Source organism: Mesorhizobium sp. M1227, from assembly GCF_040318315.1.
Lineage (GTDB): Bacteria > Pseudomonadota > Alphaproteobacteria > Rhizobiales > Rhizobiaceae > Mesorhizobium.
On record NZ_JAMYLZ010000003.1, the window covers coordinates 171,921 to 198,876 of the forward strand.

The 26,956-nt window shown below is 64.7% G+C and carries 28 protein-coding genes and 1 tRNA gene; 9 read left to right on the forward strand and 20 right to left on the reverse strand.

Annotated elements, in window-relative coordinates; translation table 11 throughout:
• The first annotated feature begins 22 nt into the window (after window positions 1–22).
• The 4 genes from ilvC to NKH28_RS06355 all read left to right on the forward strand — a co-directional run bounded on the left by ilvC (window position 23) and on the right by NKH28_RS06355 (window position 3,909).
• Window positions 23–1,042 (forward strand): ketol-acid reductoisomerase, encoded by a 1,020-nt coding sequence (gene ilvC, locus NKH28_RS06340; protein WP_352831149.1) that lies wholly within the window; start codon window positions 23–25, stop codon window positions 1,040–1,042.
• A gap of 257 nt (window positions 1,043–1,299) precedes the next feature.
• Complete coding sequence (locus tag NKH28_RS06345; RefSeq protein ID WP_352831147.1) at window positions 1,300–2,277, forward strand: DUF3592 domain-containing protein; 978 nt, start codon at window positions 1,300–1,302, stop codon at window positions 2,275–2,277.
• Window positions 2,278–2,771: 494 nt separating this feature from the next.
• On the forward strand, window positions 2,772–3,293 hold the full coding sequence (locus NKH28_RS06350) for a hypothetical protein (RefSeq protein ID WP_352767834.1): 522 nt from the start codon (window positions 2,772–2,774) through the stop codon (window positions 3,291–3,293).
• Complete coding sequence (locus tag NKH28_RS06355) at window positions 3,286–3,909, forward strand: hypothetical protein (protein ID WP_352978226.1); 624 nt, start codon at window positions 3,286–3,288, stop codon at window positions 3,907–3,909. The genes NKH28_RS06350 and NKH28_RS06355 overlap by 8 nt, the downstream gene beginning before the upstream one ends.
• A gap of 10 nt (window positions 3,910–3,919) precedes the next feature.
• Here NKH28_RS06355 and NKH28_RS06360 read toward each other — a convergent pair whose 3' ends face one another.
• From NKH28_RS06360 to NKH28_RS06370, 3 genes are all read right to left on the reverse strand, one after another.
• Entirely contained in the window at window positions 3,920–4,204 is a 285-nt protein-coding gene (locus NKH28_RS06360; protein ID WP_352470452.1) for a PilZ domain-containing protein, read from the reverse strand.
• A gap of 175 nt (window positions 4,205–4,379) precedes the next feature.
• Window positions 4,380–4,964: a BA14K family protein gene (locus NKH28_RS06365; protein ID WP_352539591.1), complete on the reverse strand. Its 585-nt coding sequence runs from the start codon at window positions 4,962–4,964 to the stop codon at window positions 4,380–4,382.
• Window positions 4,965–5,013: 49 nt separating this feature from the next.
• Entirely contained in the window at window positions 5,014–5,151 is a 138-nt protein-coding gene (locus NKH28_RS06370; protein WP_352470206.1) for a hypothetical protein, read from the reverse strand.
• On the opposite strand from NKH28_RS06370, the gene NKH28_RS06375 reads away from it, so the two are divergent.
• Together NKH28_RS06375 and NKH28_RS06380 are read left to right on the forward strand one after the other, a co-directional pair.
• A complete protein-coding gene (locus NKH28_RS06375) occupies window positions 5,150–6,262 on the forward strand; it encodes an endonuclease/exonuclease/phosphatase family protein (protein ID WP_352978228.1) in 1,113 nt (370 codons plus the stop codon). The two genes, NKH28_RS06370 and NKH28_RS06375, sit on opposite strands and share 2 nt — an antisense overlap.
• 7 nt (window positions 6,263–6,269) lie before the next feature.
• Window positions 6,270–6,998 carry a hypothetical protein gene (locus tag NKH28_RS06380; protein WP_352539593.1) on the forward strand — a complete coding sequence of 243 codons (729 nt, stop codon included), beginning with the start codon at window positions 6,270–6,272 and terminating at the stop codon, window positions 6,996–6,998.
• Here the strand turns inward: NKH28_RS06380 and NKH28_RS06385 are convergent.
• The 4 genes from NKH28_RS06385 to NKH28_RS06400 form a co-directional block, all read right to left on the reverse strand.
• On the reverse strand, window positions 6,995–7,237 hold the full coding sequence (locus NKH28_RS06385; RefSeq protein ID WP_023720771.1) for a hypothetical protein: 243 nt from the start codon (window positions 7,235–7,237) through the stop codon (window positions 6,995–6,997). The genes NKH28_RS06380 and NKH28_RS06385 overlap by 4 nt on opposite strands.
• 114 nt (window positions 7,238–7,351) lie before the next feature.
• Window positions 7,352–8,569, reverse strand: coding sequence for an ABC transporter permease (locus NKH28_RS06390; RefSeq protein ID WP_352978230.1), 1,218 nt, complete (start codon window positions 8,567–8,569; stop codon window positions 7,352–7,354).
• Window positions 8,570–8,571: 2 nt separating this feature from the next.
• Window positions 8,572–9,282 (reverse strand): ABC transporter ATP-binding protein, encoded by a 711-nt coding sequence (locus tag NKH28_RS06395; RefSeq protein WP_352681709.1) that lies wholly within the window; start codon window positions 9,280–9,282, stop codon window positions 8,572–8,574.
• Window positions 9,283–9,284: 2 nt separating this feature from the next.
• Window positions 9,285–10,577 (reverse strand): efflux RND transporter periplasmic adaptor subunit, encoded by a 1,293-nt coding sequence (locus tag NKH28_RS06400; protein WP_352978232.1) that lies wholly within the window; start codon window positions 10,575–10,577, stop codon window positions 9,285–9,287.
• A gap of 111 nt (window positions 10,578–10,688) precedes the next feature.
• Between NKH28_RS06400 and NKH28_RS06405 the strand changes: the two genes are divergently transcribed.
• Both NKH28_RS06405 and NKH28_RS06410 read left to right on the forward strand, forming a co-directional pair.
• Window positions 10,689–11,594, forward strand: coding sequence for a PhzF family phenazine biosynthesis protein (locus tag NKH28_RS06405; protein WP_352470212.1), 906 nt, complete (start codon window positions 10,689–10,691; stop codon window positions 11,592–11,594).
• Between the two features lie 105 nt (window positions 11,595–11,699).
• Window positions 11,700–11,775: transfer RNA gene (locus NKH28_RS06410), tRNA-Lys, on the forward strand.
• 266 nt (window positions 11,776–12,041) lie between these two features.
• Here NKH28_RS06410 and NKH28_RS06415 read toward each other — a convergent pair.
• The 8 genes from NKH28_RS06415 to cbiE are packed head-to-tail and all read right to left on the reverse strand — an operon-like array spanning window position 12,042 to window position 18,908.
• The gene (locus NKH28_RS06415) at window positions 12,042–12,596 is read right to left on the reverse strand and encodes a hypothetical protein (RefSeq protein WP_352978234.1); all 555 of its coding nucleotides are present in this window, start codon (window positions 12,594–12,596) and stop codon (window positions 12,042–12,044) included.
• Between the two features lie 26 nt (window positions 12,597–12,622).
• Window positions 12,623–13,633 (reverse strand): nicotinate-nucleotide--dimethylbenzimidazole phosphoribosyltransferase, encoded by a 1,011-nt coding sequence (cobT, locus tag NKH28_RS06420; protein WP_352978236.1) that lies wholly within the window; start codon window positions 13,631–13,633, stop codon window positions 12,623–12,625.
• Window positions 13,634–13,657: 24 nt separating this feature from the next.
• Window positions 13,658–14,419 (reverse strand): adenosylcobinamide-GDP ribazoletransferase, encoded by a 762-nt coding sequence (cobS, locus tag NKH28_RS06425; RefSeq protein WP_352978238.1) that lies wholly within the window; start codon window positions 14,417–14,419, stop codon window positions 13,658–13,660.
• A complete protein-coding gene (locus NKH28_RS06430; protein ID WP_352978240.1) occupies window positions 14,416–15,729 on the reverse strand; it encodes a cobyrinic acid a,c-diamide synthase CobB in 1,314 nt (437 codons plus the stop codon). The genes cobS and NKH28_RS06430 overlap by 4 nt, the downstream gene beginning before the upstream one ends.
• The gene (cobA, locus tag NKH28_RS06435) at window positions 15,726–16,532 is read right to left on the reverse strand and encodes a uroporphyrinogen-III C-methyltransferase (protein ID WP_352978242.1); all 807 of its coding nucleotides are present in this window, start codon (window positions 16,530–16,532) and stop codon (window positions 15,726–15,728) included. The genes NKH28_RS06430 and cobA overlap by 4 nt, the downstream gene beginning before the upstream one ends.
• Window positions 16,529–17,293 (reverse strand): precorrin-4 C(11)-methyltransferase, encoded by a 765-nt coding sequence (gene cobM / locus NKH28_RS06440; RefSeq protein ID WP_352470218.1) that lies wholly within the window; start codon window positions 17,291–17,293, stop codon window positions 16,529–16,531. Before cobM ends, cobA begins: the two co-directional genes overlap by 4 nt.
• On the reverse strand, window positions 17,290–17,670 hold the full coding sequence (locus tag NKH28_RS06445; RefSeq protein WP_352978244.1) for a cobalamin biosynthesis protein: 381 nt from the start codon (window positions 17,668–17,670) through the stop codon (window positions 17,290–17,292). Before NKH28_RS06445 ends, cobM begins: the two co-directional genes overlap by 4 nt.
• Complete coding sequence (cbiE, locus tag NKH28_RS06450; protein ID WP_352978245.1) at window positions 17,667–18,908, reverse strand: precorrin-6y C5,15-methyltransferase (decarboxylating) subunit CbiE; 1,242 nt, start codon at window positions 18,906–18,908, stop codon at window positions 17,667–17,669. Before cbiE ends, NKH28_RS06445 begins: the two co-directional genes overlap by 4 nt.
• On the opposite strand from cbiE, the gene NKH28_RS06455 reads away from it, so the two are divergent.
• Window positions 18,907–19,692 carry a cobalt-precorrin-6A reductase gene (locus tag NKH28_RS06455; protein ID WP_352978247.1) on the forward strand — a complete coding sequence of 262 codons (786 nt, stop codon included), beginning with the start codon at window positions 18,907–18,909 and terminating at the stop codon, window positions 19,690–19,692. The genes cbiE and NKH28_RS06455 overlap by 2 nt on opposite strands.
• On the opposite strand, the gene NKH28_RS06460 is transcribed toward NKH28_RS06455, so the two are convergent.
• The 5 genes from NKH28_RS06460 to NKH28_RS06480 are packed head-to-tail and all read right to left on the reverse strand — an operon-like array spanning window position 19,656 to window position 26,941.
• Entirely contained in the window at window positions 19,656–20,420 is a 765-nt protein-coding gene (locus NKH28_RS06460) for a precorrin-3B C(17)-methyltransferase (RefSeq protein ID WP_352815334.1), read from the reverse strand. The genes NKH28_RS06455 and NKH28_RS06460 overlap by 37 nt on opposite strands.
• Window positions 20,417–21,175, reverse strand: a complete 759-nt coding sequence (locus NKH28_RS06465) for a precorrin-2 C(20)-methyltransferase (RefSeq protein ID WP_352815332.1) — start codon at window positions 21,173–21,175, stop codon at window positions 20,417–20,419. The genes NKH28_RS06460 and NKH28_RS06465 overlap by 4 nt, the downstream gene beginning before the upstream one ends.
• Window positions 21,172–21,819 carry a precorrin-8X methylmutase gene (locus NKH28_RS06470; protein ID WP_502895661.1) on the reverse strand — a complete coding sequence of 216 codons (648 nt, stop codon included), beginning with the start codon at window positions 21,817–21,819 and terminating at the stop codon, window positions 21,172–21,174. The genes NKH28_RS06465 and NKH28_RS06470 overlap by 4 nt, the downstream gene beginning before the upstream one ends.
• The gene (gene cobG / locus NKH28_RS06475) at window positions 21,816–23,285 is read right to left on the reverse strand and encodes a precorrin-3B synthase (protein WP_352978249.1); all 1,470 of its coding nucleotides are present in this window, start codon (window positions 23,283–23,285) and stop codon (window positions 21,816–21,818) included. The genes NKH28_RS06470 and cobG overlap by 4 nt, the downstream gene beginning before the upstream one ends.
• Entirely contained in the window at window positions 23,282–26,941 is a 3,660-nt protein-coding gene (locus tag NKH28_RS06480; RefSeq protein ID WP_352978251.1) for a cobaltochelatase subunit CobN, read from the reverse strand. The genes cobG and NKH28_RS06480 overlap by 4 nt, the downstream gene beginning before the upstream one ends.
• Between the last annotated feature and the right edge of the window lie 15 nt (window positions 26,942–26,956).

Sequence of the window (26,956 nt, forward strand, 5' to 3'; positions counted from 1 at the left end):
TTCAAAACGGGAAGGAACAAAAATGCGTGTCTATTACGATCGCGATGCCGATCTCAACCTGATCAAGGGCAAGAAGGTCGCCATCATCGGCTATGGCAGCCAAGGCAGGGCGCATGCGCTCAACCTCAAGGATTCCGGCGTCAAGGACATCGCCGTCGGCCTCAAAGCCGGCTCGGCGACCGCCAAGAAGGTCGAGGCCGACGGGCTCAAGGTGATGAGCGTAGCCGATGCCGCCAAGTGGGCCGACCTGATGATGATGGCCACGCCGGACGAGCTGCAGGCCGACATCTACAAATCCGAGATCGCGCCGAACATCCGCGATGGCGCAGCGATCGCCTTTGCCCACGGCCTCAACGTGCATTTTGGCCTGATCGAGCCCAAAGCTTCGGTTGACGTCGTGATGATCGCGCCGAAGGGGCCTGGCCATACGGTGCGCGGCGAATACCAGAAGGGCGGTGGTGTGCCGTGCCTGGTCGCGGTCAACCAGGACGCTTCGGGCAATGCGCTCGACCTGGCGCTCTCCTATGCCTGCGGCGTTGGCGGCGGCCGCTCGGGTATTATCGAGACCAATTTCCGCGAGGAGTGCGAGACCGACCTGTTCGGCGAGCAGGTGGTGCTGTGCGGCGGCCTGGTCGAATTGATCCGCGCCGGCTTCGAGACACTGGTGGAAGCCGGCTACGCGCCGGAAATGGCCTATTTCGAGTGCCTGCACGAGGTCAAATTGATCGTCGACCTGATCTATGAAGGCGGCATTGCCAACATGAACTACTCGATCTCGAACACCGCCGAATGGGGCGAATATGTCTCGGGCCCGCGCATCATCACCGCCGAGACCAAGGCCGAGATGAAGCGCGTGCTGAAGGATATCCAGACCGGCAAGTTCACCTCGGAATGGATGCAGGAATACCGCGCCGGCATGTCGCGCTTCAAGGGCATCCGCCGCAACAACGACAGCCACCAGATCGAGGAAGTCGGCGCCAAGCTGCGCGCGATGATGCCGTGGATTTCGAAGAACAAGCTGGTTGACAAGGCCAAGAACTGAAGGACGTCCACGTTCGTTTCGTTACCCGTCCTCGGGCTTCGCCCTGCGGGCGCGTGGGAATTTCCATGAACAAGCTGGTCGACAAGGCCAAGAACTGATCGCAATTTCATTGCCGATCAAGAAAGGCCGGCGGAGCGATCCGCCGGCCTTTTCGCATCAAGATCGTGTGGTTTCCAGGCTTCTGGACAGGCGCACTATCCTCATCACCGTGATATGCCTGTGCGGGGCATGGCACAAAAGTGCCAAGGGGGTGAGAGTTGGAACTCAAATTTCTGTTGATCGGGTTTGCCTGCGCGGTTGCCGGCATGCTCTCCCTCGTCACCTTGCTGAAATGGTGGGAGGTGAGGGCGGTCAGCCGCTGGTCTCCGACGCCGGGAAAAATCATCTCGTCGCGGGTCGAGGCCCGCGAGGTGACCAGTTCGGGATCCGGTTCGGACAGCAGAGGGTCGACCGAAATCCGCAACTTCCCGGCAATCACCTTCGAATACAAGGTGAACGGCAAGACATTTCGCAGTTCGCACTACAGCGTGCAGGAGAACCTTGGAAACTTTGCAGTGGCGGAAACCCTTGCGAAATTTCCAAACGGGGCCGGCGTAACCGTCTTCTACAATCCGGCCGATCCAGCCAAGGCGGTGATCGAACGCACCATGCCCGACGGCTCCTTCAAGTTCATGGTCCAGCTTTCGGCCGGGCTGGTGGTCGGCGCGCTTGTATTGGTCTTCTCCGTCGGCGGCGTCCTCGAAGCGATCCGGCCGTTTTTGCCCAGGCCGCAGAACCTCGGCGCCGCTGCCCTGCTGCTTTTCATGGGATTGTTTGTCCTGCGCATGGGCTTTGCCCAGAAGTCACTTGCGGAACAGGCGGCCAAATGGCCGATCACGGCAGGACGCATCGATGCTTCGGGCCTGCAGAAATTCGAGACCCGCGACAGGTCCGGAGGCGGCTATCGGCCCTGGCGGACAGTCTTCAAATCCCGCGTCGTCTACAGCTATAGCGTCGCCGGCCAGCGCTACGCCGCCGATCGCATCGCGTTCGGCGCAAACGTGACGGCTTCGCTGCCGAGCCTCGTCAGCGGTCGATCGCAGCGCTACCTCCAGGGCGACAAGGTCGAGGTCCACTACGATCCCGACAACCCGGTTGCAGCGGTTCTCGAATGCAGGGTTAGCGGGCTTTGGCTCCTGTGGGTCTGCGCAGTTGGCCTCCTCGGTGGAGCCGCGCTGCTGGTAGGCGTCATCTGAAGCTGCTGTCCTAGGCTGCATATCCAGCGGAAAAAGACGCCTGTCTTCAGCATCTGACAAGAACTCCGCTGTCGAAGCCAGGCCATGTCAATCTCACCGTCGCCCCGTCGACCACAATATGGATGACACGGGAGAACGGCTCTTCGGCCGACGGGTCGGATCCGTAGCATTGGCTGGCCCGAGCCACCCAGCCCGTAGGCGTCTTGAGAAACGATGCGTGTTCGCAGCCGAGAGCAGGGACCGACAGCGCGTCGCGGTACAATGTGTAGACAGTCTGGCGTTGAGCATCCGCAACGGCGGTACAGTTCGATCTGTCCCCGGACCATGTGCCCACATAGGGTTCCGTGGCAAAGGCGCTGCTGCACGTAAATGTTAAGATCGAAATGAGCATCAAGAGATTTCGCATCATCGATTCTTTCTTTTCGACGCGGCCTTGGGCCATGCTAAAGCATCGATGCTCAAACTTCACAATGATGCTGCTCCAAGGGACTTAAATGATCATCCGCAAAGCAGCAGCTATTTTTCTGAGCATGCTGAGCCTGTTGCAAGCAGCGAACGCAACAGAATGTTCGCTCAGCCATGCGACCTATCGCGAGCCGCGTTCGGGAGCGACGATACAGTTCCGGCCAACCAACAACGAGCCGGCCGCGCTGACGACCGAGGTCTTTTCGTTGATCGTGCCCAATACCGACATTCGTCTGCCGTCGGACATTACCTGGACCAATGGCAAGTACTCCTTTCCTGTGGGCACGATCCGGCACACCTGCACCGACGACGATCGTGAGGCTGGTCTCGAGGACGGCACCGGGCTGTGCAGAGTGTGGGATGGGCAGGTCTATGCGTTCAATGCAGGCGGTGCCGAGCAGTTGAATTCCCGCGAAGCCTCGCCGGCACCGGCAGGGTTGCTGTTGCCTGACTTCGGCGCGATTTTTACCGAATGGCCCGATTTCGCCAAAGCCAATCCCGACGGTTCAGCCTGGGACGCCTTTAGTTTGACGGGTTGTAGCGATGAATAGCAAGAGACTGCCGGCCTGCATGTTCGCCCTGTCGGTCCTTATTGCCATGGCAACCGGCGCTCGTGCCGACCAAAGCAAGCCGTCGCGTCCGCCTGTCGACAAATGCGCTTGGGAACGGCTGGCGGACAGGGATGTCGGGCTGGCTGCCTGGGTGCAGCGTTGCGATTTCGGTTTTCGCCGGATTCATTTCGAGCTTGGCGGCAATGCTCTTGCCATCAAATACAGCGACGGCGGGCCGGGCGATCCTGTCGTCGAAGTCTTCGATATGCTGCCTGGCGAGGCCGCCGATTCTGCGTTGCAGCGCATTTTTACTCAGAAGACCGAGAAAGCCATCAGCACACGTTGCGTGCTCATGCCTTACACCGAAGGGGCGACGCCCGCGCGCATCCTCCGGTATGTTTTCAGTCCCGATGCCGCCTATCGTGAGGAATTGAAGACCGTCGCCAACCCTGACGAGGTCGGCGAACCGCCTTGTGGCGAATGGGGCGAAGCCCCGGACGGCATTCAGTATTTCGAGGTGCAATCACCCGAACTGCGAAAGCTTCTATTCGTTCGCGTCGGCCAGGATGAGCCGCTGTTTGACGAGCAGACACTGCGAGTCCTGCCACCCGGATAGCGCCGGGATCTCAGCCGTAGTGCCAACTGGGCTTTGGTTCGGTACCGGTGAACATCACGCCGATACGATCTTCGCGGCGCCAGCGGACCACGGCCTTGTAGGCAATGCCGTCGGTCGGAACATAGAGCAGGAACTCATCGGGCACGCGCGCGTCGATCGAGACCTTCAATTCGGCGCCGCCGGCGTGCATGTTGCGCAGCGTGCATGTGACCTCGGAATTGCTCACGCCGGTCAGGATCGTCGCGCCCTTCAAGACGCGCTGCCGGTGTTTGTCCCTCTGTTCGTCCTCGGCCATCGCACGCAATCCAGCCATTTTTCGCGTCTCGGGCGTTCTGATCGGGAGGATTATTAGACCTGCCTGATAAAAATAGCGTTATCAGCAGTCGGGACTGGGCGATGTTCGCGGTTCCTGGCTGGAAGAAAAAGGCGCCGCGAAGCACGGCGCCGAATGATGCTTGTTGTCGGCCTGCTTACCTATAGGGCGAGTAGCATTGCTGGCGCGGCCCGTAATAGGGCTGGAAGGTGTTGTCCCAGGCGCGGTACGACCGGTAGCGATTGTAACACCATTGGACATGTGCACTGGAAAGCCGCCCTGCGCGATAATAGCGGCGCGGTGGCGGCGCGTCGTAGTAGTTGTAGCTGTTGTACAGGCTGCCAAGGCCGAGGCCCAGGCCCAAGCCAAGAATCGCGGCACCCGCACCATCATCATAGTAGCCGCCGCGGTAATGGCGGCGATGGTGGCGCCAGCGCCAGCTGTCGTCCCAGCCGCCATTGTCCCAGTGTCTCGAAAAATGACGGCCGCGGAAATTGTGGGACCGCCATCTCCAATCGTCGCCGCCGTGCCATTGCCGAAAGCCGCGATTGCGCCAACGCCAGATCTGCCTGTCATTGCCGCCTGCCCAATCTTCACGAATTTGCACGATGTCGGCAGCGTTGCCCGCCACCGGCAGCAGGGGTTTGGGCATCGGCCCGGCAAGCGACGGGGCCGAGAGGCTGGCGATCAGACCGAGGGCCATCAGCCCGGATCTGACGGAAGATAAAAAGAGCGGTTTCATCGCACTCTCCGAAATTCAGGCCCCACGCCCAGAAACCTCGGGGAAGAGCCTATTGATGGAACTTTCCATCTGAACGGAAGATGAACAAAAAGGTTCCGTCAACCATGGCGAGCGCGCGATCAATCAGAGCCGCCTGGTTTCTGCGCCCTTGTTTTCGGGCGCGCTTGCGGGCAAAGCTCAAAGCCATGTCGCTGCGCCTTGCCACCTTCAACGTCGAAAACCTGATGAACAGGTTTGATTATTCCGGATACCGCAATCAGCTCAACGAAGATCGCACACTGGCGCTTTTCGACATCCAGAGCGAGGCCGAATACAAGATGCTCGAGCAGGCGCGGGCGATCGCGCAGTCCGACGACACGCGCCAGTTGACGGCGCTGGCGATCGCGGCCACCCGCGCCGACATCATCTGCATGCAGGAGGTCGACAATATCGAGGCGCTGAAGGCCTTCGAATATGGCTATCTCTTCAAGATGGTGGGGCAAGGCTATCGGCAGAAATACACCACCGCCGGCAATGATTCGCGCGGCATCGACGTCGCCGTGATGATGCGCAACGAGACCGCGCAGGGCCAGCCAATCGAATTCGTGCGCATGACTAGCTACGCCTATGTCACGTTCGAGCAATTCGGCCTGCACACGGCGGAATTGGCAGCGCTTGGTCACCAGGCCAATGAACGCATCTTCCGACGCGACTGCCTGGAAATCGATCTGACGGTCGCTGGCGCGCCGTTGACGCTGTATCTCGTGCATTTCAAGTCGATGGGCTCGCCCCGTAACGGCCTCGACGGCCGCGAGGCGACAATGCCGCTGCGCATCGCCGAGGCGCAAGCGGTGCGCCGGATCATCGAGGAGCGCTTCGGTAAGGATAATGCCGCCGACAAGCGCTGGGCAATCTGCGGCGACATGAACGACTACCGGCAGCGCGTGAAGATCACTGGCGATGTTTTCGACGGCCATCGCTTCGAGGTGATCGACGAGACCCGGTCCTGCATCGACGTGCTCACTGCCGGCGGTTTTTGCGAAAACACGGTCGAGCGGCGGCCGGAAATGGACCGCTGGACTTTCTATCACACGCGCGGACCGGAAGAGCGGCATCTCTGCCAGCTCGACTACATCCTTTTGTCGAGGGCGCTAGCCAGGCAGAACGCCACCGCCGTTCCCGATATCATCCGTAGCGGGCAGCCTTGGCGCACCATATTTCCGGCGGGCCAGGAGGTCGAGCGCTTCCCACGCGCCGGGTGGGACCGGCCGAAGGCATCCGACCATTGCCCAGTAGCAATTGCCCTCGACATGGTGTGAGACAGGCGTGAGTTTCGATTTGCCGCGCAACGTCATCCTGCCGGTCGATGCCATCGACGTCAGGCTCGATTCCGGCCCGCATCCGTTCGAGCGCGATCATGCCGACGCGATCGCGGCGAACTGGCGGCGTGAGACCGCGGCCAAGCCGGCGCTTTTCGACGGCACCGTGGTGCTGCTTTCCGCTCTCAGCTATCGCGACAATCGCCTAGTCGGCCGTTGCCATGCGGTGCGTTATTCGACCTTCATGCTTTGGCGCAGCAATCGACAGGTGCCTGGCGCCGAACATGCCTACGCGCACGCCATGCTGGTCGCCGGCGACAACGCGTTGGTGGCGATCCGTATGGCACCGCATACGGTCAATGCCGGGCGCGTCTACTTCGCCGCCGGTTCGTTCGAGCCAACCGATTTCCGCGACGGCATTGTTGACGTCGACTTCAACATGATCCGCGAGGTACTGGAGGAAACCGGGCTCGATCTATCAGGTGCGACACGCGGCAGGCGCCATTACGCCCTGTCGACGGCAACCGGCACGGTGATCTTTCGCCGCTACCGCGAGACGGCCTCCGCCGACGACCTCGCACAGCGGATCAGTGCATTCGTCGCCGCCGAATCAGAGCCTGAAATCGAAGGCCCTGTAATCATCCGCAATGCCGCCGATCTGCCGGACGGGCTGATGCCGCATATGAGACCGCTGATCGAATGGCACTTTGCGAGCGAGCAAGGTTTCCAACTCTAACGCCGTAGCCTACCTTCAATAGCCTTGCGGTCGTTGCGGGCGGCAACAAAATACAACAGCACGCCGAGACCCAGGAGCGCCCCCATCGCTGTTCCCATCGTCTGCCCAATTACCTGCTGGAAGTCAGCGGTGACGCGATCGGGATTCTCCATCCCATAAAGGATCAAATTCCACCAAAGCCCTGCCAAGGCGGCTTCGACGATCACAATCGCCAGAGCCAGTCGCGCTTTCTTGCTCATCCATTGTTCCCCCCTTAGTCCCCAACAGCATTGTTATCATTGCAGAATGTGCTGCGACAAGGGCAGGTTGCATAAAAAATTGGCAGCGTCTGGAGGCGACACTTGCTGCAATGCCTATTCATGCCTCAGCGCGTCGATCGGGTTAAGCCGCGCGCCGCGCAGCGCCGGGAAGAAGCCGAACACCATGCCGATCAGCGCGGAAAAGCCGACAGCAAGCAGGATGACCGCCGGGCTTGGCGCAAACGGGATCGTCAGCGTCAGCGAGGCGAGGCCGGCAAGGGCCAGGCCGATCAGGATGCCGATGATGCCGCCAAGCAGCGACAGCACGGTTGCCTCGACCAGGAACTGGATGAGGATGTGCTTTTCGTGGGCGCCGATGGCGAGCCTGATGCCGATCTCGCGCGTGCGCTCGGTTACCGACACCAGCATGATGTTCATAATGCCGATGCCGCCGACGAGCAGGCTGACGCCGGCGACGGCACCGAGCATGCCAGTCATGGTGGTGGTCGCGCTGGCCATGGCATCGGCGATCTGGGTCATGTCGCGGATCGAGAAATCATCGTCGCGGTCGGGCGTGATGCGGCGTGTGTCGCGCAAGATGTCCTCGACGCGCTGCTGCAGCACCGTGGTTGGCGTACGGTCGTCGGCGGCGACATAGATCGAATCGATGTCGCGATTGCCGGCAATGCGACGCTGATAGGCGGCGAGCGGCATCAGCACGACATTGTCCTGGTCCTGGCCGAAACCGGTATAGCCCTTCGGTTCGAGCAAGCCGATGATCTTGCAGGAAGTGCGGTTGACGCGGATGATCTCGCCTTCAGGGTCGCCGGCGCCGAAGAACTGCTGGCGCACCGTCTCGCCGATGAGGCAGACGCCGATCCCCGAGCGGGTTTCCGAATCGCTGAACGGACGGCCCGAAACCAGCTTCCAGTCGCGGGCATCGAGATAGACGCTGTCGGTTCCGGTGACGCCCGAGGTCAGGCTTTCGGTGCCGAAAATGACGCGCACCTGCTTTTGCGACGCCGGCGAGATGGCACGCGCGCCGTCCAGATGCGCGACAAGCGCTGCGAGATCTTTGTCGCCCAGCGGTCGGACGACCTGATCGAGCCCTCCAGGTCCGCCAGGCCCGGCCGGACGGCCGGAACGGATGACGAGCAGATTGCTGCCGAGCTTGGAAATGTCGGATTTGACCTTCTCGGTGGTGCCCGAGCCGATGGTCAGCATGGCGATGACGGCGGCGACGCCGATGACGATGCCGAGCAGCGTCAGGAACGAGCGCAGCACGTTGCGGCGGATGGAGCGGAGCGAGAGGCGAACGGTTTCCCAGATCATGGCTAGGCCATCTCGAGATTGGCTGTGTCCAAGGCGACATGGCCATCGAGGAAACGGATCGTGCGCTGCGCATAGCCGGCAACATCGGCTTCGTGCGTGACCATGGCGATAGTCAGCCCGAGCTCGCTGTTCAGCTGCGTCAGGAGTTCCATGATCTCGTGCGTGCGGGCGGTGTCGAGATTGCCGGTCGGCTCGTCGGCGACGAGCAGCGTCGGCCTGGTGACAATGGCGCGGGCGATCGCCACGCGCTGCTGCTGGCCGCCGGAGAGCTCGGCCGGTGTATGATGCTCGCGGCCGACAAGGCCGACCTCAGCAAGTGCCTGCATGGCAAGGCCGCGGCGCTCGCGGGCACCGACGCCGCGGTAGATCAGCGGCAGTTCGACATTCTCCGCCGCCGTGGTGCGCGGCAAGAGGTTGTAGCCTTGGAAGACGAAGCCGACATAGAGGTTGCGCAGTACGGCGCGGCGATTGCGATCGAGACGGCCGGCGTCGATGCCTTCGAAGCTGTAGGTCCCAGCGGTCGGCGTGTCGAGGCAGCCAATGATGTTCATGGCCGTCGATTTGCCCGAACCGGACGGGCCCATAATGGCGATGAATTCGCCGCGCCTGATGGCGAGGTCGACGCCGGCCAGCGCATGCACCCGGGCTTCGCCCTGGCCATAGCTTTTCCAGACCTTGTCGAAGCCTATGAGGGTGGTCGCGCCCGATGCCACGATCAGCTCCGCTGCTGCGAGGCGGTAATGACTTGCGCGCCTTCCTCCAGGCCGGAGACGATCTCGGTCAGTTCTCCGTCTGTCGAGCCGACCCTGACGTTGACCGGATGCGGCCGCCCATTCTCCAGCACGTAGAGCGTGCGCGAGCCGTCGGTGGGCTTCGCCGCCGCCTGGTGCTGGCGGTTGCCGCCGGGGCGTCCCATGCGGCCGGTGAACAGGTCGGTGAGGCTCCAGCCGCGCTCCGCCGTCTGCGCCGGCCGGTAGCGGAAGGCGATCGATGGTACGGTGAGCACGTTCTTGGCCTGCTTGGTGACGACCGAGACGGTGGCTGTCATGCCGGGCCGCAACAGAAGCTCGCTATTGTCGACGTCGAGCCTTGCATCATAGGTAACGACACCGTCGGTGGTGACCGAGGCATAGGAGATGTCGCGGATCTCGGCGTCGAACGGCCGTTCGGGGAACGCGTCGACGGTGAAGCGCGCATGCTGGCCGGGTTTGACGGCGCCGATATCGGCCTCGTCGACCGCCGCCTTCAATTCCATGTTCTTCAAATCCGCGGCGATGACGAACAGCACCGGCGCCTGCAGCGAGGAGGCGACCGTCTGGCCGGGGTCGACCGAGCGCGTCAGTATGATGCCGTCGATCGGAGCGAAGATGGTGCTCTTGGCAAGATCCGTCTGCTGCGCCTTGAGATCGGCACTGGCCATGGCGAGGTTGGCTTTGGCGATATCGAGCGCCGCCCTCGAGCGGTCGCGCGTGGCGGTTGCCGCTTCGAGCGACTGGTCCGTCGCCATGCCGCGCTTGGTCAGTTGTGCCGCGCGCACCAGCGCCTTTTCGTTTTCGGCCAGGGTCACGGTGGCGTCCTCGACGCTCGCCGCCGCCGCCTTGGCCGAGGCCTGGGCGCGCTCGATCTGCACCTCCAGCTTGGCGGTGTCGAGCGCGGCCAGCACATCGCCCTTCTTCACCAGCTGGTTCTCGTTGATCGAAACCGAGCGGACGACGCCGGAGAGTTCGCTGGAAATATCGACCTGGGTGAGAGGCTGCAGCGTGCCGGTAGCCGAAACCGCGACGGTAAGGTCGGCCATGGTAGCCAGTGTCGTGGTATACTCGATCTTGGCGGGCGAGCCCGCATACCACTGGTAGCCGACGACACTCGCGGCGACGGCAAGCAGTGCGAACACTGCGTAACGCCAACCGCGACGGCGTTTTGTCTTCAGGCCCTGGTGGTCGAGCCCGAGCGCCGTCTCGATGGCGGAAGCGGATTCCGTCTTTGGCAGATTGACAATCTGGTCCACGCCGGACCCCTATGTTCAGTGATATCCCATCGGTGCACAAATCAGGCCTTATGGTTCAAAATTCAAATTAAATTTCGCTCATGTTGGGAATGAGGCAGAGGACTTACTGAGATGCAGCCGCGGAATTACTTGCTTTACGACGTATTCACCACCAACCGGCTGGCCGGCAATCCGCTGGCCGTCGTGCTCGACTGTGACGGGCTGGACGTTGCGGCGATGCAGGCGGTGGCGCGCGAGTTCAACCTGTCCGAAACCGTCTTCGTGCTGCCGCCGGACAACCCGAAGCACCGGGCCCGCGTCCGTATCTTCACGCCCGACTATGAAATGCCGTTCGCCGGCCACCCAACCGTCGGCTCGGCGATAGCGCTCGCCGAAATTGCGGGAGAGGCCGCCGGCATCTTCGTGCTCGAGGAGAATATTGGCCCGGTGCGCTGCGCTGTCAGCAAGCACGACGGTTCGACCTTTGCCGAGTTCGACCTGGCGAAACTGCCGGCGCAGCTGGCATTGTCGGCCGATCCCGAGGCGATCGGCGCCGCCCTTGGCCTTGGGCCGCACGAGATCGGCTTCGAGAACCACCGCGTTTCGTTCTGGTCGGCGGGCGTGCCCTACGTGACCATCCCCGTCGCCAATCTGGAGGCGGCCGCCCGGATCAGGCTGGACAACCAGGCGTGGTCGGAGCTCGCACCACGCAAGAGCGAATGGGCCTTCGCCAGCCCCTATGTCTATTGCCGCGAGACGGTGCATCACGACAGCGCCTTCCATGTCCGCATGATGGTGCCCGGCAATCCGTCCTACGAAGACCCGGCGACCGGCTCAGCGGCGGCCGCGTTCGCTGGCGCGATCATGCATTTCGACGGCCCGACGGACGGCGTTTCACAACTGTGGATCGAGCAGGGGCTGGAGATGGGCCGGCCTTCGCGCATTCGCCTCGAACTGAATGTCGAAGGCGGCAAACTGGCGGCCGCCCGCATCGGCGGCCATGCGGTGAAGGTGGCTGAAGGCAGGCTTTTTGTTTGACGGGCGCGGCACTTCGGCGATTTGTCGGGAAATGAATCCCACGGGGCTGGACATGGCGGATATCGGCGGCTATATGCCCGCCAACGCCGGTTTTGCCGGCCGAGTGGGTGCGTAGCTCAGTTGGTAGAGCAGCTGACTCTTAATCAGCGGGTCCACAGTTCAATCCTGTGCGCACCCACCAAATTTTTCAGAAAATTGGTGGAAAGACCTAGAAAGCGGGATGTTTCGCCGCTATCGGGTGGCCGCATTTATGCAGCCGCTATTGGATAGTCGGCCGCAGACAGCTGAGGATCGCCCGCACTATGGCCAAGACGCCGTCGACGGCATCGAAGTTTGTCCTGCTTTTACCGACGGTCCATTTAAGGTCGGGTGCTTCGGGCAAACGGAGGTTCCTGACAGACAAAACAGCCTGAAAGCATAAAGAGGTCTAGATGTCTCGGATCGCCTTCAGAATAGTAAGGAAATTGGAAGAACAACCTTATGGGACCCACCATATGCCAGCTTGAAGGTCATCGAGAATCTAATTTCGTGACCAAATCTATCTTCGATAATTCCGCTAAAACTAAGGTCTCGGGCATCGTAGTGATGCCATTGCGTCGATAATCCCAAAGAATCCCAAGCCCTGGGGGTATGCGCTTTCAGTTCTTTGCGATTGGGGAATTTTGCCTCTTCAGGATCGAAGGGAAGGGGTGGATCGATGTAGTCTGTCTCGGTTCGCCAATCTTCCGCGGCGCTGCGAAGATCTTCAAAAATCTGAACGATGCTCGGGTCTGTCTGCTCGCCAGAAAAGATTGAGATTCGCCATTGAGAAATCATCTCGCATAGCTCTTCGACCGTATGGCCCGATCGCTCTGCCCAATCCTCGGTGGCGAGTATCCACGGCGAATTGTATTTCAGCCCGGCAAAAGCGCCGCTCTTGCTGTCGAAATCTCTGATGATCCGAGCAAGAATATCGCGAAGCCCCTGTTTGGGGTCTCCGAAGATCTGTGAGTGTTTGTTCATCAAAGCGATCCGCGCTTGGCTCCACCTTACTTCTCCGAGACCCCAGCCTCTTCAAAGCTTGCCATGCGCGTATGGCATTCTAGGGCTGAACGAACAATGTTGACGGCGAGGCAGGCGCCGGAGCCTTCGCCGAGCCGCATGCCGAGGTCGAGCAGCGGCGGCAGTTCAAGCGCTTCGAGCAGGCGGCGGTGGCCGGATTCGGCTGAGACGTGAGCGGCCATGGTGTGAGCGAGGCCGGCAGGATGCAATCTCGCCAATGGTGCCGCGGCGGCGGTGCAGACGAAGCCGTCGAGCAATACCGGCACGCCGAGATGACGCGCCGCCAGCGTTGCGCCCAAGATCGCCGCGAGCTCGCGGCCGCCGAGGGCTGCCGCTATCTTCAGCGGATCGGCTAGCGCCGGGGCGTGGCGCTTCAGGCCTGCCTCGATGGCGACGATCTTGCGCACGAGGCCGGCGTCGTCGACGCCGGTGCCACGCCCTGTCCATCGCTCCGCGCCGCCGCCGAACAGCGCGGTCGAGATGGCCGCCGCCGGCGTGGTGTTGCCGATGCCCATTTCGCCGAAACATACAAGGTCGAGATCCCTGCTGATCGCGTCGTAGCCTGCCGAGACGGCGGCGAGGAAGGCTTCGTCGTCCATCGCCGGCTCTTGCGTGAAGTCGCCGGTCGGACGGTCGAGGTCGAGCGGGATGACGTTGAGCTCGGCGCCGGCGATGCGGGCAAGCTGGTTGATGGCGGCGCCGCCGCCGGCGAAATTCGCCACCATCTGCACGGTGACCTCCGACGGGAAGGCCGACACGCCTTGCGCGGTGACGCCGTGGTTGCCGGCAAAGACGAAAACCTTGACGCGGTCGAGTTTTGGCATGTCGCGGCCCTGCCAGCGCGCCAGCCAGGCGGCTACTGTCTCCAGCCGGCCGAGGCTGCCTTGCGGCTTGGTCAGCGTGTCCTGGCGGTGGGCGACGGCGTTGGCCGCGGCGTCGCTGCCGCTGTGCAGGTCGAGGCAGGCGGCGCGCAGTTCATCGAGCGATTTGAAAGGCATGGGGGCAAAATCTCCGAAACAGAGTCAAGACAGGGAAACGGAAGCGACGAGCAGGATTGCGATCTCGCCCAGCTGCTGCAGGGCGCCGACGGTGTCGCCGGTCTGGCCACCGATCTGGTTGAGGCAAAGCGCTCGAAACGCGGCAAACAAGAACGCAAGCAGGATGAGCGCGAACATGGCAGCACTGAACCCAAGCGCCAGCAGCGCGACGGCGCCGAGCACGGCACCGATACCAGCGGTTTCAGTGGAGACGGTGCCGGCATCGGCCGAGAGGCCGTCGGCGCGGGCCGGCGGCAGCAGGTGCATGAAGGCGCCGAGCAGGCCGCGCGAGGCCGCATGCGCTGCAATGAGAGCCCAGAAGACATGAGCCGGGCCGGCGAATCCAGAGAGCACGCTCCAGCGGATCAGCAGCGAGACAGCAAGTGCACAAGCGCCGTAGGCACCGATGCGGCTGTCGCGCATGATCTCCAATTTCCTGCCGCGCGTCTTGCCGCCGCCAAAGCCGTCGGCGACGTCCGAAAGCCCGTCCTCATGCAGGCAGCCGGTAGCGAGCAAGATCGCGGCAAGGGTCAGCGCTGCAGCAGGACCCTCGGCAAGGCCGAGCCTCGTCCCGACGGCGTAGACCAGCGCACCGGCCAGAGCGACGGCGAGACCGGCAACGGGTGCAGCCCAGATCGCAGCGGCAAGGCTGCGGCCACGGAAGTCGGTTCCGGGCAGCGGCAGCCGGGTGAAGAAGACGAGGCAAAGCGCGATGTCTTCGAGGAGCTGCCGTTGCGAGGCGTTCATCCGCCCCTCGCAATGGCATGGAAGAACGTGCCGCTGACATTGCCGCGCCGGTAGCCGGAGGCGCCGAGCGGATTTCCTTGACCGTCGGCGAGGTCGGCCAGCGGCTCGTCAGTGCCGGTCGCAATCATCTGTGCGTAGTGGAATTCGTGGCCGCGGATCAGCGTGCGTTGGCTGCCGAGCGGACACCAGGACCGCAGCCGCGCCTCGCGGTAGCCGAGATTCATCTTGCGCTTGGCGAAGCTGGTCGAATGGCCGAGGAGGCCAAGCATCCGATGCGTCTCGCCCGACGCGTCCTCGAGCGCTTCGCCCAAAACCATGAAGCCCCCGCACTCGCCGTGCACCGGCCGCGTGGCGGCGAACCTCGCCATGCCCGCCCTGAAATTCGCGGCCGCGGCGATGCGGCCGGCGTGAAGCTCGGGATAGCCGCCGGGCAGCCAGCAGACATCGCAATTGTCGCCAGGCGCTTCATCGGCGAGCGGCGAGAACGGAACGATCTCGGCGCCGGCCTTGCGCCAATGCATGGCGACATGCGGATAGAGGAAGGTGAAGGCGGCGTCCTCCGCGAGTGCAATGCGCTGGCCGGGCGGCGGCAGCGCGTCGCCGAAATTGCCCGGCGCGGGCGTGAATGGCGCCGCCAGCGCCATGATGGCGTCGAGGTCGAGCGAGCGCTCGACCATGTCGGCCAGCCGGTCGAGATGCGCCATCAGATTCTCATATTCGCCGGCCTGTACGAGGCCGAGATGGCGCTCGGGCAGGTTGAGCGAGGGATCGCGCAGGATGGCGCCGACGACAGGCAGGCCGAGTGCCTCGATGGCATCGCCGCATAGCCGGCGGTGGCGCTCGCTGCCCAGCCGGTTGAGCACGATCCCGGCCATGCGCACATCGGGGTCATAAATAGCAAAGCCCTTGGCGACGGCCGCCGCCGTGGTCGACTGTCCGGAGACGTCGAGCACCAGCAGCACCGGCAGGCCATAGAGCCGGGCGAGATCGGCGGCCGAGCCGGAACGGCCCGGAGCAGCAGGGATCCCGTCGAACAGGCCCATGGCGCTTTCGAGGAAGATGAAGTCGGCGTCCTCGGTCGCTTCGCCGGCCAGTGCGTTGAGCAGGGCGGGCGGCATTGCCCAGCTGTCGAGATTGACGCCGGACAACCCGGTGGCGGCGGTGTGGAAGCCGGGATCGATATAGTCCGGGCCGGATTTGGCGCCGCGCACTTTCAGGCCGCGCCGGGCAAGTGCGCGCAAAATGCCGATGGTGACGCTGGTCTTGCCCGAGCCCGAGCGCGGCGCGCCGATGATGATGGCGCGGGTCATGGCTCACCCGCCAGTGCCGCGCGCATCGCGACAATACCGCCGACGACGATCAACGCCGGCGAGGTCAGACCGGCGGCCGCTGCCTCTTCCGCAATTGTGGCGAGCATGGCGACGACGATGCGTTCCTGTGGGGTCGTCGCAGCGACGACCACAGCGGCGGGCGTCGAAGGCGCCAGCCCACCCTCGAGCAGCGAGGCGGCGATCAGCGGCAGATTGGCCATGCCCATATAGATGACCACCGGCTGGCCGGTACGGGCGATGGCCGCCCAGTCGAGATCGTCATCGGTGCCGGCGGCGTGACCGGTTGCCAGGATCAGCGCCTTGTTGATGCCGCGCATGGTGCCGGGAATGCCGGTCGCGGCCAGCGCGCTGAGGCCGGACGTCAGGCCAGGCAGGATGCGGAACGGGATAGTTTCCCCGGCCAGCGCCAGCGCCTCTTCGCCGCCACGCCCGAAAATATAGGGGTCGCCGCCCTTGAGCCTGACGACGCGCCGGCCCGCGCGCGCCAGCCGGACCAGCAGAGCGGTTATGTCGTCCTGCTTCATCGACGGCTTGCCGCCGCGTTTGCCGGCATAGAACAGTTCCGCGCCCTCGGCGACGGCGACGACTTCTGGCGAGACCAGCGCGTCATAAACCAGCGCGTCGCACTGTCCGAGGGCGGCCAGCACTTCCAGCGTCAGGCAGCCGGGATCGCCAGGGCCGGCACCGGCTAGCCAGACGTGACCGGGCTCCAGCTGGCGCGGCTTGAAGTTCAGCCGGGTGAGCGCCTGCTCGACCGTAGTGTTTCTATTGCTGCCGCTCACAATCCGTCCCGTCCGCGAAAGCGCCGCTGGTAATGTGCGTCATACAGTGAACTTTCGCCAAAGCCTTCGGCCGCCAGCGAGCGGCCGACGAAGATGATTGCCGTGCGTTCCATCGGATCGGCGGCCAATTGCGCCTCGATGGTGGCCAGCGTGCCGGTCAGCACGCGCTCGTCCGGCCAGGAGGCACGGAAGACGACCGCGACCGGGCAGTCGGCGCCGTAATGCGGCGTCAGCTCGGCGACGACGCGATCGATGGCGTGGATGGCAAGGTGGATGGCCAGCGTGGCGCCGGTGCGGCCGAAGCCGGCCAGCGTTTCGCCGGGCGGCATTTTCGAGGCGCGGCCGGAGATTCGGGTCAACACTAGGCTTTGCGCGACTTCTGGAATGGTCAGCTCGCGGCGCAGCGCTGCCGCCGCAGCGGCGAATGACGGCACGCCCGGCGTCAGCGTGTAGGGAATGCCGTGCTTTTCCAACCGGCGGATCTGCTCGGCAACGGCGCTCCACACCGAAAGATCGCCGGAATGCAGGCGGGCGACATCATTGCCGGCCGCGTGAGCGGCCAGATATTCGGCCTCGATCTCGTCGAGCGACATCGGCGCGGTGTCGATCAACCTCGTTCCGGGCGCGCAGTGCTGCAACAGCTCGGGCGCGACGATCGATCCGGCATAGAGGCAGACGGGACAACTGCCGAGCAGGCGGCTGCCGCGCAAGGTGATGAGGTCGGCAGCACCCGGGCCGGCACCGATGAAGTGAACGGTCATGCCGCCTCTCCGCTGATGGCGATGGCGCAAGTGACAGCACCGAGCACGGTGCGCGGCCCGAGCAGTTTTGCGCCTTTGCCGGCGGCGGCAAGCGCCGAGGCTTCGGAAACCGACGGCGTGCCGGCATGCTCCTGCGATAGGTCGGAACGGCTGGTCGTAGATGCGGCTTTGAGTTCGTCCTGCCCGACAATGATTACCGGAAGGCGAAGTTCGCGTCCGGCGGCGAAGATTGCCGCTTCATCCTGCTTGAGAGACGCGGTCGCGAGGGCTGAAAGCGCGGGCAGGGCAAGCCCGTGCGCTTCCAGGGCGGTTTCTACCGCGGCAAGCACGTCGCGCGCTCTGACGCCTTTGCGGCTGCCGACGCCCGCGACCATCATGGCTTCACCCAGCTCCATTGAGTGACCGGCATAGCCGGCCGCCAGACCTGCATCGAACCAACCGGCGAAGCACGGGATACAGCGATGCGGGTGAGTTCGCCGCCGTGCGCGGCGTGACGGGAAAGCAGCAGCGCCTCCATCTCCAGGGTCACCGCATTGGCGACGAGGCGGCCGCCGGCAGGCAAGGCATCGATGGCTCCCCCCAGCACGCCGGCATCGCTGCCGCCGCCGCCGATAAAGATCGCCGCGGGCGTCTCCAGCCCGGCAAGCGCTTGCGGTGCCGAACCTTCGACGACGGTGAGACCGGAAACGCCGCAGGCCGCGGCGTTGCGTCGGATGCGCGCGGCGCGGGTCGGATCGGCCTCAACGGCAATGGCGCGCATGGAGGGATGCGCCAGCATCCATTCGATGCCAATGGAGCCCGATCCGGCGCCGATGTCCCACAGCAGTTCGCCGCGTCTTGGCGCGAGAGCGGACAGGGTGACGGCGCGCACTTCGCGTTTGGTGATCTGGCCGTCATGCTCGAACAAATGATCGGCAAGTCCCGGTGTCAGCGGCAGGATGCGTGCTTGCGAAGTCGATTCAACTTCGATTGCGAGCACGTTGAGCGGGTTGATCTTTTCGAGGTCGAAAGTGCCGGCGCTCGCCGAGCGCAGCCTTTCGTTCGGCCCACCCAGCGCCTCCAGCACCGTCCACCGCGAAACGCCGAAGCCGAGTTCGGTCATGAGACGGGCAATCGCTCCCGGTGCATCGCTGTCCGAGGTCAGCGCGAGAATGCGGGTGCAAGGATGCAGCAACGGCCGGATCAGGTCGAGCGAGCGGCCATGCAGCGAAATGGTTTCGACGTCCTGCAGCGCCCAGCCCAGGCGTGAGGCGGCCAGCGAAAAGGCCGAGGGCGCGGGGATCACCCGCATACCCTCTGCCGCGACCTTGCGGGCGAGGGTGACGCCGACACCGTGGTAGAGGGGATCGCCGGAGGCCAGCACGCAGACGCGTCTGCCGGAGAGCGCCAGCACGTCGCGCATCTCGGCATCGAAAGGTGTCGGCCAGGCGCGCGCTTCACCTTTGGCGAGCGACGCGACGAGGGCAAGGTGGCGCTTGCCGCCGAAGACGAATTCGGCCTCCGCGATCAACCGCTTGGCCTCGTCGCCGAGACCCGCTACACCGTCCTCGCCGATGCCGATGATCGTGAGCCACTTTGAGGTGAGCTTGGCGCCGCGCGGAGCTTCAGCAGGCATGACGACCCACCGCATTCTGATCCTCGGCGGAACCACGGAAGCCCGGCAAATGGCCGGAAAGCTGGCCGCGCGCGCGGATATTTCGGTCATGCTGTCGCTGGCCGGCCGCACCGAAAACCCGGCCGCGCAGGGGGTGCCGGTGCGGGTCGGCGGCTTCGGCGGTGCCGGCGGGCTGGCGGCGTATCTCCGCCAGAACAAGATCGACCTGCTGATCGACGCCACGCATCCCTATGCGGCGCGAATCTCTGCCAATGCGGCGGAAGCAGCGCGCATGACCGGCGTGCCTATCGTTGGGCTCAGGCGTCCCGGATGGGAGGCGGTCGAAGGTGATCGCTGGATGTTGGTCGACACCGTTGCCAGCGCGGTGACGGCTTTGGGACCGGTGCCGCGCCGCGTGTTCCTGGCGCTCGGGCGACAGGAGGTCGCTGCCTTCAAGGCCGCTCCCCAGCATCATTATCTCATCCGCAGTGTCGACCCGGTCGAGCCCAGGCTCGCTGTGCCCCGCGCGACCTATCTCTTGGCGCGCGGGCCGTTTCGGGAAGTCGACGAACATGCACTGCTTCTGCAACACCACATCGAAGTCGTTGTTTCCAAAAACAGCGGCGGCGAGGCGACCTACGGCAAGATCGCGGCGGCGCGAGCGCTGGGAATCGAGGTGGTGATGATCCGCAGGCCGGCGCTGCCGGACGTCACGTCGGCTGAGACCGTCGAATCTCTTGCCGCGATGGTCGATCATTTTCTGGTCGGTCATGTTCTTGGGCCCGCTGCCGAACGCGGCGTGTAGACCAGCGCGGCCTTGTCACCCCGCTTGATGATTCTGGTTTCCGGCGAGCCGATGATGATGCAGGTCGACATGTCGGCCTTCGCGGCATCGGCGTCGGCCAGCAGAAAAACCTCGATGCGCTCGTCGGGACGGCCGGCGGCACGGCCGAAGATCACCGGCGTGGTGCCGGGCAGGATCGCAGCAAGGCATTCGAAGGCGCGGCCTAGCTGCCATGGGCGCGCCTTGCTGATCGGGTTGTAGAGCGCGATTACGAAGCCGGCGCCGGCTGCCGCCAGCAGGCGTAGCTCGATCAGGTCCCACGGCTTCAGATTGTCGGACAGCGAGATGGCGCAGAAATCATGGCCGAGCGGCGCGCCGATGCGGGCGGCGACGGCGAGCATGGCGGTGATACCGGGCACGATGGCGATGTCGACCGCGCGCCATTCGGGTGGGCCCGCCTCTATCGCCTCGCAGACGGCCGCGGCCATGGCGAAGACGCCGGGATCGCCGCCCGACACGACGGCGACATCGTGGCCTTCCACAGCCTTCAGCAGCGCGTCCCTGGAGCGCGCGAGTTCCTCGCGATTGTCGGAAGCGACGCGAATCTGGTCGGGGCGCAGATCGAGCCGGTCGAGATAGGGTTTATAGCCGTAGAAGAATTTTGCCTCGGCAACGGCGCGGGTTGCCTCCGGCGTCACCTGGTCGGCGTTGCCGGGCCCGAGGCCGATGACAGTGAGGCGGCCGCTCATGCTTCGGCTTTCAATGCGCTTGGCCGGCCCGACCAGCCGGCCACCAGCACGATGGCGAAATAAGGCGCCTGGTCGTCCTTTTTATCGGCCAGCCGCATCGAGACGCCGCCCGGCATGGTGCCGCGCTCGACATAGATGGCCCGCGCCAGCTTGTCGGTTGCCTCCAGCGCGCGCCTGATCTTGGGCAGGTTGCGGCCGACCTTCATGATCACCGCAGCGTCGGTATCGGCGAGGCGACGCGTCAGCTCGAATTCGCTCATGGTGCCCGGCAGCACCGTCAGCACGTCGTCACCCTGGACGATAGGCAGGCCGGTCGCCGACCAGCAGCCGGACATGGCGGTGACGCCGGGAATGACTTCGCTCGGAAAGCGGTGCGCCAGCCGGACATGAAGATGCATGTAGGAGCCGTAGAAAAGCGGGTCGCCTTCCGAAAGCACAGCGACCATCCTGCCGGCGCTGAGGTGCGCGGCGACCTTTTCGGCCGATTGCTCGTAGAAATCGGTTATCTGCGAGCGGTAATCGCTGTGGTCCTTGTCGATCTCGGTCGTCACCGGGTAGAGCAGCGGCAGTTCGATCAGATCAGGGCGAAAATGCGCGCCGACAATGGCGCGCGCATTGCTGTTGTTGCCGCGCTTAGCGAAATGCGCGACGACATCGGCCTCGGCCAGCGCGCGCATTGCCTTCAGCGTCAAGAGTTCCGGGTCGCCGGGTCCGGTGCCGACGCCGACAAGCCTGCCTTTTGCAATCGCATTCATAGGCCCGGCCTCGCCAATGCATTGAGGGCGGCGGCGGTCATGGCGCTGCCGCCCAGCCGGCCGCGCACGATGGCGTAAGGCACGCCATAGGAATTTTCGGCCAGCGCATCCTTCGATTCAGCGGCGCCGACAAACCCGACCGGCATGCCGATGATCGCCGCCGGCTTTGGCGCGCCGTCGCGCAGCTTTTCCAGCAGATAGAAAAGGGCTGTCGGCGCATTGCCGATGGCGACGACCGAACCGGCCATGCGCTCGCCCCACAGGTCGATCGCGGCGGCCGAGCGGGTGTTGCCGATCTTTCTCGCGATGTCGGCTGTCCGTGGATCGCGCAGCGTACAGATCACCTCGTTGCCGGCCGGAAGCCGGGCGCGCGTGACGCCATGCGAGACCATCTGCGCGTCGCAGAAGATCGGCGCGCCGGCCCCCAACGCCGTGCGCGCGGCGGCGACGAAATCGCTCGAGAAAACGAAGTGTCGCGCAGCGTCGACCTGGCCGCAGGCGTGGATCATGCGGATAGCGATTTCGGCCTCGGCTTCGGAAAAGCGCGACAGGTCGGCCTCGGCGCGGATAATGGCGAAGGAGCGCTCGTAGATCGCCGTGCCGTCATGGATGTAGTCGTAGGCGTTCTGGGCGGGCATGCTCATTCCTGTCGGTAGATTTCGGTGATGCCGGCCGCGCCGAGCCTTGCCAGGCAGGCGGCAGCAGTTTCGCCGGAATGTCGTGCGCTGCGGATCGCCGCTGCAATGCGGCCGATGCCGTGCGCGGCGTCGTAGCCCGGCCTGTATCGGGCAGGCATTGCCTTTGCCGTTCCGTCCACGACAAGTCCGGCTCCGTTTTCGCCACCGACCAGGGTCAGCGCCGCCGGACCGGGATGGGCACAGCCCTTGGCGCAGCCGGAGATGTGCAGCGTTAAGGAGGAATCGAGGATATCGCGGTTTTCCACGGCGATGGTCTCGGCGATGTCGCGGGTGGCGATGCGGCCGGAGGCGCAGGCGGGTGCGCCGGGGCAGGCGGCGATCCTGGTGCGCGGATCGGCTGCGTCGGTGACAAAGCCGAGGGCTGCGGCGGTTTTCTGGAGGGAAAGACATGCGGCTGGGGAGAGGCCAAGCAAAAGCAGCGCGCGACCCGGCGCCAGACGGATTTCGGTGGTGCCGAGGGTGAGGGCGTATTGGGTGAGATCGATAAGTTTTGGCGCTGGTATGCTGCCGAACGGCAGGCCGATGCCGAGGGAGGTACTGCCGGCTGCCAGATCGAAAATTCCGATGGGCCGGCGATCCGTCGCGCCCCCCTCTGTCCTGCCGGACATCTCCCCCTCCAGGGGGGAGATTGCGCCTTCGTCTCCGCTTTCGCCAATCGCCGAAGGTGCTGGGGGGAAGCCGCCGGCGAAGCTGCAGATCTCCCCCCTGGAGGGGGAGATGTCCGGCAGGACAGAGGGGGGCGCGACGGATCGCCAACTTGCGAGAGATCTCAGCTGCCTCGCCGTCAAATCCCGCGCATGGGCATCGCGGCCCTTTTCGGCAACCATCCTGAGAATGGCGACGGCGATGTCACAAGCCGCATCTTCCTCGGACATCGCCAGCGGCGTGGCACCCTGCGCATCTCCGGCGAGCGATACCCGCCACTTAATTCCGTCGGCGGCCCGCACCCCGACCAGTCTGACATCGGCCGTAACCGCATCCATTGTCAGCTGCCCGCGGCCGTCAACAATCACCGACACCTTCGGGCCAAGGCGTTGCGTAACACCGGCGTCCTCAATTGCCGCCCGAATCCGCTGCGCCATTGGGCGCGGGTCGGCTATCTCCTCCTGGTCGAGCCCGGCCAGCGGGCCGGTCTCGACCGGCACGCCGGTGCGCACCGCGATGCCGAGCACATCGATCTCCATCGCCAGCAGCCGCGCGCTTGCCGGGGTCAGGCCGCGGATCTGCAGGCTGCCGCGGGCGGTCACTTCCATGATGCCGTTGCCATGGCGCAAGGCGGATTCGCAGAGTCCGATCAACGACTTCGGCAACAGTCCTCCAGCGACCGGATTGAGCCGCACCAGCAGCCCGTCGCCGGTCTGCATCGGCGCGGACAAGGCAGGGCAGGCGCCACGGCGCGAGAAAGCGTTCATGCCGCCACTCCCAGCGCATGCGCTTCGGCAATCAGTACGGCGAGATCGTCATCGATCGAATTGCGCAGCGGATGCCAGAGCCCGCGCCGCCGTGCCGACAGCAAACGCTCGGCGATCACCTTCGCCGCCGCCGGGTTCTCGCGCAGGATGAAGGCGCGCACCACGGGGTCGCCAAGATAGGCGTCGTGCACCGCCTCGATCAGCGTGCCCGATATGGCATGGGTAGTCTCGGCAAAGCCGACAAGCCGGTCGACCGTCTCGGCGAATTCCGAGGCGCCGCGCGGCCCGTGCCGCAGCTGGCCGGCGATGAAGCGCGGGTTGACCGCGCGGGCGCGAACTACCCGGGATACGGCCTCACTGATCGAGCGCGGCTTGGGCTTTTGCGGGTCCGTGGTGTCGAGCACGATCACGTCGGCGTTCTTGCCGAGCGCGGCAAGCGCTGCCGAAAAGCCGCCGATGAAGGCGACGTCGGCCGAGCCTTCGAGGATGTCGCGGCCGGGGTCGTCGCCGGTATGAACCAGAAGGTCGGCCTCGGCGAGGCGATCCTCGAACGCGCCGGGCGCCGAAATGCCTTTGCCCTCGGAGCCGCCATAGGCGTGCGAGGTGGCGGCGAGATAGGTGCGGCCGATCTCTTCGCGCGCGGCCCAGTCGCCGCTCGACAACAAGTCCTCGACGCCCGCGCCGTAAGTGCCCGGCGAGGTGCCGAAAATGCGCGGGCTGATCTTGCCGTCGATGCGGGTCCTGGCGGCGAGCGGGTTTTCCGAATCATCCTCGTCGCGGGTCGCCACCGCGTTGGCCGCGGCGTCGATCAGCGCGATCTGGGTCGGGAACATGTCGCGGAACAGGCCCGATATGCGCCAGGTGACATCGATGCGCGGACGGCCGAGTGTTGCCGGCGGCAGCACATCTATGCCGGTGATGCGGCCGGTGGCGGAATCCCATTGCGGCCGGCAGCCCATCAGCGCCAGGCCTTGCGCGATCTCCTCACCGCCGGTGCGCAGCGAGGCCGAGCCCCAGAGGTCGATGACCAGCGAGCGCGGCCAGTCGCCATGCGATTGCATGTAGCTGCGGACGACTTCCTCCGCTGCCACCTTGCCCAGATCATAGGCGGTCGGCGTCGGCATGGTGCGCGGGTCGGCGGTAAACAAATTGCGGCCGGTGGGCAGCACATCGCTCCGGCCACGCGCCGGCGCACCGGCCGGACCGGCAGCGACGTGGCGGCCGTCGAGGGCGGCAAGCAGCGCGGTTTTTTCAGCTGCCGCGCTTTGCCGCCGCAACGGATCAGCCTCGCCTTCCGGCGAGCGGCCGTAAATGTGCAGGCCGTCCTTGATGGCGAAATCCTTGAGATCGCAGAGCCAGGCGTCGATGCGGCGCAGCGCTTCGTCGGGGACGTCGGTTTGGGCAACCCCGGCTTCCGAGGCGAGGCCGGTCTTTTCCGCCGTCTCGACGATCAGCTTCGCCAGGCGGTCGCGGCGGCGGCGGTCGAGCCCGTCGGCCTGGGCATATTCGTCAACCAGTCGTTCAAGCCGGTGCGGGTTTTCGTCCAGCCCGGCGCCGGTCAGCGGCGGCGGCAGATGGCCGAGCGTGACGGCGGCAATGCGCCGCTTGGCCTGCGCTGCCTCTCCCGGGTTGGACACGATGAAGGGATAGATGACGGGCAGGGGACCGGTGACTATCTCGGGAAAGCAGTTTTCGCTGAGCGCCACGGTCTTGCCGGGCAGCCACTCCAGCGTGCCATGGGCGCCGACATGGACAATTGCATGGATGCCGAGCGACTTGCGCAGCCAGAGCCCAAAGGCGACCAGCGCATGGCGCGGCGGCAGCGTCGGGTCGTGATAGTCGGCGCGGCGGTCGGCTGAGCGCCCGCGGTCAGGGGCGAGTGCCACGGTGACGTTGCCGAAGGTGGCTGCGCGGAAGGGGAATTGTTTTTCGCTGACCAGCAGCGAAGGTTGGCGTTCTGTCGCGCCCCCCTCTGTCCTGCCGGACATCTCCCCCTCAAGGGGGGAGATTGCGCTGTTGTCTCTACTTTCGCCAATTACCGAGGGCCTTAAGGGAGAGCCGGTGGCGGAACTGCTAATCTCCCCCCTTGAGGGGGAGATGTCCGGCAGGACAGAGGGGGGTGCCTCGCACAAACCTGTCTCATCTTCTGGATTTCCCCATGCGGCTTCCACCGCAGCGATGGCCGACGGCGGCAATTCCGTCGAGAAGGTCAAATACTCCTTCAACGCCAACCCATGGCCGCCCTTTTCCAGCGTCTCCAGCAACTCGCGCGGCGTTTGTGGAATGCTTTCAACGGCGTAGCCCTGTTCGCTGAGGTCGCGCAGCATTGCCAGCACGCTGGACGGCACGTCGAGACCAACCGCGTAGCCGGTGCGACCGGGGGCGCTCGGATAGTCGGGGATCAGGATGGCGAGCTTGCGCTCCGCACGCGGCGTCCGCTGCAGGCGCACGAAGGCCTCGACACGGTTCGCCACTTGCGCCACGCGGTCGGGCTCAGGCCGGTTGGCGAAGGCGCGGAAGCCCAGCGCCGGGTCGGTTTCGCTTTCGCCCTTGAATGAAATGGCGCCGGCCAGGATGCGGCCGTCGAGCTCGGGCAGGACGACATGCATGGCAAGGTCGGCGGGCGTCAGGCCGCGCTGATTGGTTTGCCAGATGTCGCGGCGGGTGGTTGCGACGATGACCTGGAACACCGGCACGCCGGCGCGGTCGAACAGGGTTTCAACGCCGGGCTCGGCACCCGAGGCGAAAGCTGTGGCGGTGATGATGGCGGCAGGCTTCAGGGTTGCGAGCGCGGTTGCGACAAAGGCGAGCGACGCCGGGTCCTTGAGGCTGGAGACGAACATAGGCACGGGAGCCATGCCGCGGTGGCGCAGGGCTTCGAAAAGCGCGTCGATGGGCGCGACATCGGCCGCGAGCAGCATCGAACGGTAGAAGAGAATTGGCACGACGTCCCCCTCCCCCTCGAGGGGACCCGCGGGGCCGGGTGGGGTCGTCACGGCAGTGCTCGACGTTTTGTGCAGGCGCGCTTCGGAGAGGACCCCACCCCCGGCCTGCGGCCGGACCCTCCCCTCGAGGGAGAGGGGGACACCGCGTTCTACAACCCCCAGTCCCGGCTCGTAAAATCCCGCCTTTGGCACGCTAACAGGTTCGGCTACCGCCGCACCCGATCCAGCGAGACTTGCCAGCCTCTGCACCAGCGCCGTCATATTTGCCGGCCCGCCCTCGCGGAAGTAGCCAAGCAGGGCGTCCAACTCCTCGCGCGGCAGCGTCGAGCCTTCGATCAGTCGCAAATCCTCGTCGTGGCTCTCGCCCGGTAGGAGCGCCAGCTTGATACCGCGATTTCGCGCGATAGCGGCGAGCTGGTCGCAGCCATAGCGCCACCAGTCATAGCCGCCGAGGATGCGGACCAGAATGACCTTGGCGTGGCGGGCGACACTGTCGATCCACAGGTCGACGGACATCGGATGGCGCAGGTCGCGCAAGGCGGCGAGCCGCATCGACGGCAGGCGGTGCGCATCTGCCTTCCACGCCGCCGCCAGCCCGGCCAGGTCGCTGTCGGTGAAGGACAGCGCCACGACATCCGCAGGCGTTTGCCTGAGATCGACAGGCTCGGCGAGATCGTCGAGCGAGGCGGATGTGGTGGTGAGGATGTGCATCGCGGCTCGTACCTG